This window comes from Pseudomonas sp. P5_A12 (genome assembly GCF_056400685.1).
In genome coordinates this window covers 1-6,905 of sequence record NZ_JBFUKU010000277.1, presented here as the reverse complement: position 1 = coordinate 6,905, position 6,905 = coordinate 1, and the positions used below count along the sequence as shown (strand labels likewise).

General features: G+C 53.6%; 8 protein-coding genes. 1 reads left to right on the top strand and 7 read right to left on the bottom strand.

Annotated features, from left to right (window positions below):
* The first annotated feature begins 191 nt into the window (after positions 1 to 191).
* The gene (locus AC1DSG_RS25195) at positions 192 to 407 is read left to right on the top strand and encodes a hypothetical protein (RefSeq protein WP_477793321.1); all 216 of its coding nucleotides are present in this window, start codon (positions 192 to 194) and stop codon (positions 405 to 407) included.
* A 24-nt stretch (positions 408 to 431) separates the two neighbouring features.
* Here the strand turns inward: AC1DSG_RS25195 and AC1DSG_RS25190 are convergent, their stop codons facing one another.
* The 7 genes from AC1DSG_RS25190 to AC1DSG_RS25160 all read right to left on the bottom strand — a co-directional run.
* Positions 432 to 758, bottom strand: coding sequence for an AzlD domain-containing protein (locus AC1DSG_RS25190; RefSeq protein ID WP_477793320.1), 327 nt, complete (start codon positions 756 to 758; stop codon positions 432 to 434).
* Positions 755 to 1,495: an AzlC family ABC transporter permease gene (locus AC1DSG_RS25185; protein WP_477793319.1), complete on the bottom strand. Its 741-nt coding sequence runs from the start codon at positions 1,493 to 1,495 to the stop codon at positions 755 to 757. Before AC1DSG_RS25185 ends, AC1DSG_RS25190 begins: the two co-directional genes overlap by 4 nt.
* A gap of 45 nt (positions 1,496 to 1,540) precedes the next feature.
* On the bottom strand, positions 1,541 to 2,452 hold the full coding sequence (locus AC1DSG_RS25180; RefSeq protein ID WP_477793318.1) for a 2-hydroxyacid dehydrogenase: 912 nt from the start codon (positions 2,450 to 2,452) through the stop codon (positions 1,541 to 1,543).
* A gap of 55 nt (positions 2,453 to 2,507) precedes the next feature.
* On the bottom strand, positions 2,508 to 3,311 hold the full coding sequence (locus tag AC1DSG_RS25175) for a helix-turn-helix domain-containing protein (protein ID WP_477793317.1): 804 nt from the start codon (positions 3,309 to 3,311) through the stop codon (positions 2,508 to 2,510).
* 99 nt (positions 3,312 to 3,410) lie between these two features.
* Positions 3,411 to 4,643: an ethanolamine utilization protein EutH gene (gene eutH / locus AC1DSG_RS25170; RefSeq protein WP_477793316.1), complete on the bottom strand. Its 1,233-nt coding sequence runs from the start codon at positions 4,641 to 4,643 to the stop codon at positions 3,411 to 3,413.
* Between the two features lie 81 nt (positions 4,644 to 4,724).
* Positions 4,725 to 5,489, bottom strand: coding sequence for an SDR family NAD(P)-dependent oxidoreductase (locus AC1DSG_RS25165; RefSeq protein WP_477793315.1), 765 nt, complete (start codon positions 5,487 to 5,489; stop codon positions 4,725 to 4,727).
* Between the two features lie 543 nt (positions 5,490 to 6,032).
* The coding region (locus AC1DSG_RS25160; RefSeq protein ID WP_477793314.1) for a DMT family transporter at positions 6,033 to 6,905 on the bottom strand (873 nt) is incomplete at its 5' end.

Below are 6,905 nucleotides of genomic sequence, written 5' to 3'. Positions count from 1 at the left end.
TCTCCAAGCACCTCCTCACTATTAGCGGCTATGAGCCACCACAGCAAGTCTTCATCATCGGTTTCCGATGACAAGCACAGGCGGCCTATGAACGGTTCGCTGAATCGCAAAAAGCTGATGTGATGTGCTCTGTCCTACTAGAAAGATCCAGCAGTTCTCTCCGCTGCTACGCTGATGTCTTCCACGGAGGAATCACAAAGTCGAACCCAGACCTACTCCCTTCCCTACTCTTCAAGATCAATCAAAACCAAGTGGCGCTCGAAGCCGCGATCATGGAATTGACGCTGTGGGTCGAACAGCGGGGCTCAGCGGAGGTCGCCGGCAACGTTCGTGGCGCTTTGGACACAAATCAGCAAAAACGAAGAGTTCTCAACATAACGCTCGCGGTGCTGATGGTGCTGGAGTGAGCGGCAGCTAGATGCTTAGTAGGGTTACAAAGCTAGGATCTTAAGCCCCCATAGAGTCGCCATACCTACTGCAAGTGTCAGGACTGTGCTTCGAGTCTTCCAGGCGATCCAGGCAGCAATAATCGCAGCCGGTATCTGAGGATTATCGAACGCAAACTCACCCTGTCCATGGGGGTACACTACTGCGGGTAGAACCAGCGCTGCCAACACACTCGCTGGCACATACACCAAGGCTCGACTTAGCAGCGTAGGAATTCGCCATCGTCCATAAAGCTCGACAAAGGAAAGTCGCATGACAAACGTTCCTATGCCGACCGCTAGAAACATTACCCACAAAGACCAATCACTCATCGCGACTCCCTCCCGACGTTATTGACTGAAGCACTRCTCAACGTTTTTTTTCGAATGCTTTCAATCAATAACCCTGCAATGACTCCCCCTATGGAAGCCGTTACCAATCCAAGGTTGTAGGGCAGCTTTACGGCAAACACTGCGATCAGCCCCCCTACGACTGCAGCCCCCAAGCTCGCCGAACCCCGTATGCTCGGAACGAGTAGCGCTAAAAAAGAAAGCGGTACTGCAAAGGTCAACGACCACGTCTCCGGGATGCTCGCGCCGAGATACACCCCGGCAAAAACCGAGAGCTGCCAGGTCAGCCACATGGCAAAAGCTGTCCCGGCATAAAAATGAGGCGCGAACCGACCGAGTTCTCCTGACGAGAACTTCAGACTGCAAAGCGCATAGGACTGGTCAGAAAGCAGGTAAGAAACAGGCCACGTCCAGCGTCGAGGCAAATGGTGCAGGTAAGGGGCTAACGAAGCGCTGTACATGATGAAGCGCAAGTTGATGATCAAGGCCGTGGCCACAATCGTAACTGGCAACGCACCATTCTGAAGTAGCTGGAGTGCAACCAGCTGAGCGGAGCCGGAGTAGAAGAGCAAAGTCATTCCGATACTCATGGCTGGCGACATTCCCATTTCGACAGCCATCACCCCGGTAATCAGCCCAAATGGAACGACTCCGGGAGTTAGTGGGATGAGCGTCCGAATGCCGTGTATAAAAGCTTCTCTACCTGTTCGGTACGTCATTTCGCATCCTCGAATTGGCGCACGCGCGCCCCCTCTAAGTTAGATCTAATAGCCTCTCGACCGATCAACCAAATTCAGAAACGGTGCCCCCTCACGTTCTCTTCGAAGGTTCTCGACGATCACCGCTACACCACCTTCCACCTGCACATCGCTAGCGATATGCGGAGTCAGGAGAATCCGTGGATGTTTCAGAAAAGGGCTATTGGGAGATGGAGGCTCCTGCGCAAGGACATCCAACACCGCGCCACCCACACGACCTTCGTTCAGTGCAGCAAGCAAATCCTGCTCAACGATATGGGCACCCCGCCCCACATTAACCAATCCCGCGCCATTAGGCAGACAAGCGAGCGTAGCAGCATTAAGTATTGCGTTTGTTTCGGGGGTCAGCGGCAGCATGTTCACGAGTATGTCGCACTGGGCCAAAAACTCATTCAGCTGCTGCGGGCCAACGTAGCAACGTCCACCAGGAACATCCTTCAAAGAGCGATTCCAACCACTGAGCTGAAACCCCAAAGGTTCTAGGCGAGCAAGTGCGGCTCGCCCTAGATGACCTAGCCCCATGACACCCACACGCCGCTTCGAAGCGTGCACGATCGGCCTTGGCTGCCAACGACCACTGCGTTGATCCTCCTGGTACGCGAGGATGTCCCGGTGCAAGGCAAGGACAGCAAACAAAACATACTCGGCCATGATGTCAGCCATCGAGGAATCAACCAGCCGAACCAACGATACCCCTGCGGGCAAACCGACCAAATCGAACTGATCAACGCCCGCCCCCGCCGAATAAAGGACGCGAAGATTGGGAAATTGTTCAGCAAGGTTGGCCGGAGGCTCCCAAGCCAAGAGGTAACCAATCTCTGTGGGGTTACCAACATCAGGCCACTGGCGAAATTCCAATCCAGGCGCCATCGATGACAGGCCGTCGCGCCACTTCTGTGCATCGGCCGGATCGGCCATGTATAGGAAGCACATTAAAAACTCCTTGTGCCCAATTGCGAAAACCACTGTCTTTTCAGAGTGGCCCGGTCAGATAGCTGATGAAGCGCCGGAAAAGCTCGGCGTTCGTGGAAATATTTAGGCGCTGATAAATATTGTGCTTGTGAACCTTCACGGTGCCTTCCGAGATGTTCAACACGGCCGCGATAGACGTATTGCTATGGCCTTGCAAGATCAACTTGGCGATGTATCGCTGCGTCTCGGTCAGCTGCCCTTGGAGGATGTGCATGAACGCATCCTCCGATCTCGCWTCCGTGCTCTCCGGGCCGGCATAAAAATCGCCGTGCTTTAGCCGGCAATGCAGCTCCAATAACGAATTGATGATAGGGGCAAGCGTTTCGAGCGCTTTCAACTCGTTCGACAGAAAGGCGCCATTCCTGAGGTTCCTCATCAACGAATAAACGATGGCGACCCTTGGTTGAACGGGGATGATGAAACCTATTTCCTCTATCAGGGTGCCATGCTCGGAAGACACACACGGATGCAAATCCTTGGAAATCGAAAACCCCGAAGCAAAGAAGCTGTCAGGTGCCAGGTCGCTCATCCGCCAAAGGCCGGCCGGATGATTATTAATGCAGGCGACGTAGAAGGGATCAAGCAGGTAACCACCGCGAACATAGGCGTTAAGCGTCCTCTCTGGCACCGACTTGTTGTAGCCGTTGTGTATCAGGATCGGCGCGCGGTTGAAGCGGAAGAGATACCCGCAGCTCATATCGAAACCCAGCGTATTTCGCAGGACTGAATCAATAGATGTTCCCAAGCGATCGGAGCCAACGGCACTGATCAGGGTTGATAGCATCTGCGCGTCATCGGCTCTCATGCTAGCGACACTTCCTCTTAAAGAACGGCTCAGGCGGACTCAAATGTAAACGTACGATGGTCACGGAGACCATCGTGCGTTACATCACCCCTGCGTATATCAGGTCAACTCAGGGACAGTGCCGAGCGCACTCTGCGCGCTGTCCTTCTCACCGAGCTCAAGTGCCTTGGGCACTGCAAGCCAATACGCGAGCATCATACCGATCAGGCCGCCGCTCAGTTTGCCGATGATTAGCGGAAGAATGAGCGAAGGCTGGAAGTTGGCGGAGTAAGCGAGATGGTCACCAAAAGTAAACGCTGCACAAACGGAAAAGGCGATCACCAGCACTTTGTCCTTGGGCGGCATGTCGGCAACCAGTCGGAACATTGCCAATATGTTGGCTGACGCCGCAAGCAGACCTGCAGCACCTACGGGAGAAAGCCCCAACGCACCCGCCACTTTCTCTATGGGTTGGGAAAGGAAACGCTTGATCAGGTAGACCATTGGGAAGGCACCGCACAACATGATGCCAACATAGCCAGCGATTTCCAGCGCGCGGAATTGGTCTTCCTTATCGGCGATGATGGGGGCGAAACCCCAAGTACCAAATACAGAACTGAAAAACGAAGTGAAGTACTCGACGATCGAGGCCACCAATACCAGAGTCACGATCCCATATACAACCTGTCCGAGTCTCAGGAACAGCAGCACCATCAGGTTAGGGAAGAAACGCAACGCTGCGGCCAACGCAGCACAGAACAGAATCAACGGCATTAGGTTTTGAAGCAGCATCCCGAGGTTGAAATGTAGGGCCTGGGTGGCTTCGCCTGCCGTGGCGATGYCTGGACGCACTCCTAATCCAAGAAACTGCATTGCCATCGCGATAATAATGATGCTGATCGGAATGCTCAGCAGACCCGCCATGATACCCAGCGCCATGTACTTGTGATCGGCCTTGTTGAGCATTGCCAGACCGACGGGGATGACGAAAATCACGGTCGAGCCGGACTGGAACCCGGTTATCAGCCCCAGGATCCAACCCTCGGGACTTTGTGACAGGGCATGAGCCAACTGATAGCCGCCAAGATCGGAGGCGATGAAGATCGGCCCAGCGATACCGGCATCCGAGCCCATGGCGAGAAATATCGGCGCCAGAACCTGGCTAATGAAACTAGAGATAAAGGGGATCGCGGCCATGATACCTGCAACAGGCAGGAAGATCGGGCCAATGCTATGAATGCCGGCGTTGAATTCTTTACCGAGTTCCGACTCTGCGTTAACGATGGAGGCTATACCGCCAATAACGGCGCACACCATGATGATATAAATGACATACGTACCTATATGTTCCATTGCTGCCTCTGCTATTTAAGTGTTGTTGTTTGGCAGAATTCAGGTGCAAACGATTTTATTATTGGTGGTCAGTGTTCTGACTTAGAGCGCGGTATATCCGTTATCGACGAACAGATGCGTGCCGTTGACGAAACTCGAATCATCGCTGGCAAGGAACAGGGCCGCCGATGCTACTTCGCCGGGTTCACACAGTCGGCCTTGCATCGCGCCGATTGCCTCATCGGATGCGTCCACACCAAATCGGCGCAGCAGATCAAGTTCGCGCTGACCATGTGCAGTACTGATAAAACCAGGGCAAATGGCGTTGCTGCGAATGTTCCGATCGCGATACTCGACCGAAATGGCCCGCGAGAACATATGGCAGGCGCCCTTCGTGGTGCAGTACAGAACCTCCATGGGCGTGCCGACCACACCAGAGATGGAAGAGGTGCAGATGATGCTGCCGCCGCCCGCCTCGATCATTCCCGGCAGGACAGCCTTGGTTACGAGAAACATGCTCTTGACGTTGATGCTCATCAGGCGATCCCAGTCAGCCTCGCTGGTTTCCAGGAAAGGCCCGGCAGAGATTGTCCCTGCATGGTTCATCAAAACGGTAATAGCGCCAAAGCGCTCCTCGGCTTGCCCGACCGCACGATTGACCTGATCGGCAACCGACACATCCGCAGGTAGGAAACAAGCAACGCCGCCGGCAGCATTAATCTGTTCAGCGACTGCTTCGCCCTGACTGGTAGGCAGATCCAGGATCGCTACTTTCGCGCCCTCTCTTGCAAACAATTGTGAAACGGCCAAGCCACAGCCACCTGCCCCACCACTGATCAACGCTACTTTGCCTGTCAGCCGACCCATTTTGGTTTTCCTTATTTGAAATCAAAGTGAAGTTTGCGATTCGAAGCTAAGTGCCAGCGATAGGACGCGTCCATATATCGACCGATATATAAGGTCATAATCCGTTGTCTTTATTCGTTTTTATATTCAAAAAATCGAGCAGCGGCGGCTGGGCTGYCGTCGCTGCTCGATCAGGGGGGATCAATCTCTATCCCATTACGACTTTGCTGAAGCGGACGACCACGCCGTCTTTTGGGCGTGGCGACGAGTACTCATTACCCCCAATTCGATGATCACGATCGTCAAGGCTCCGGTAGAAAGCACCTCGCTACGGTGCGCGGGTATCGCAACCATGACGCCTAACGCGCACACGATAAAMCCGATGACCAACCAGGTCAGCCAAGGGAAGAACCATATCTTCTGCTGAATAGAAAAAAGCTCCCGGATCGCTCCGGAAGCGAAAGCCGAACACGCAGCCGTGGGTCACCAAACCTCAAGAAAGCGGCTGCTCTTCTTCAGCGCGAATCTTGTTTGCGCGCTCGTACTGGTAACTCTTGTGAGTTATTAGTGTGAAATCGTGCTGGCGCTTGGTGATTTCACTTGGGCTGATAGGAGGATCGCCAGAACTATCAGTGTTGCCCCGGCAAGCATCCGGTAGGAAGGCGCCTCGTTGAATAACCACCAGGCACAGGCAATGGCATAGACGGGTTCCAATGAAATGATCATCCCTGCACTTCGAGCATTCAACCCTTCAAGACTTTTCACAAACAAGTACTGCGACAAACCGGTGCAAAATATGCCCAAGAGTGCCAGGTTCAACCAATCAAATGAACGCAGTTCGATCAGGTCGGAAGCCGCGAATGGAACCATCACGCATGCAACGGTAACGTTTTGCCAAAATGAAACCTGAACGGCATCGACCCCTTTCGCAGCGCGTCGATTCGTCATGGCCAACAACGCAAACGAAAGCCCTGAACCTAGCCCCCACAATAACCCCACGGTACCTTGATCGCCGAGGCCGAACGATGGCGTCACGAGTACTAAACCAAGTGTGACCAAGGAAAGCAGAACAGTTTCAGAGAAATGCAGTCGATCACGAAACACCGCGATATCGAGCAACGCGATGAAAGCGGGGAAACTCGCAAAACCCAGTGTCGCCACTGCGACCCCTCCGACCTTGATAGCGATGAAAAAGGTTACCCAGTGGGCGGCCAGCAAGAGACCGGACAAAATAAAAATGCCGACTACGGATTTATTCAATCCGCGAAAAATTGGTCGTTTCTGTATCAATGCGTAAACAGCTAGGGCAAGTACCGCAAAACCTGCTCGCCCCAGTGTGATGACACTTGCGCTAGCATGAATCAGCGCGCCAAAAATACCGGTTAAACCGAACAACAATGCAGTGATATGGGCAGAAGTTAAGGCAGTGCGATGAGT

Excerpts from the sequence above, each read along its gene's own strand:
- AC1DSG_RS25190 (WP_477793320.1), bottom strand. The coding sequence starts at position 758 with ATGAGTGATTGGTCTTTGTGGGTAATGTTTCTAGCGGTCGGCATAGGA.
- AC1DSG_RS25180 (WP_477793318.1), bottom strand. The coding sequence starts at position 2,452 with ATGGCCGATCCGGCCGATGCACAGAAGTGGCGCGACGGCCTGTCATCG.
- AC1DSG_RS25165 (WP_477793315.1), bottom strand. The coding sequence starts at position 5,489 with ATGGGTCGGCTGACAGGCAAAGTAGCGTTGATCAGTGGTGGGGCAGGT.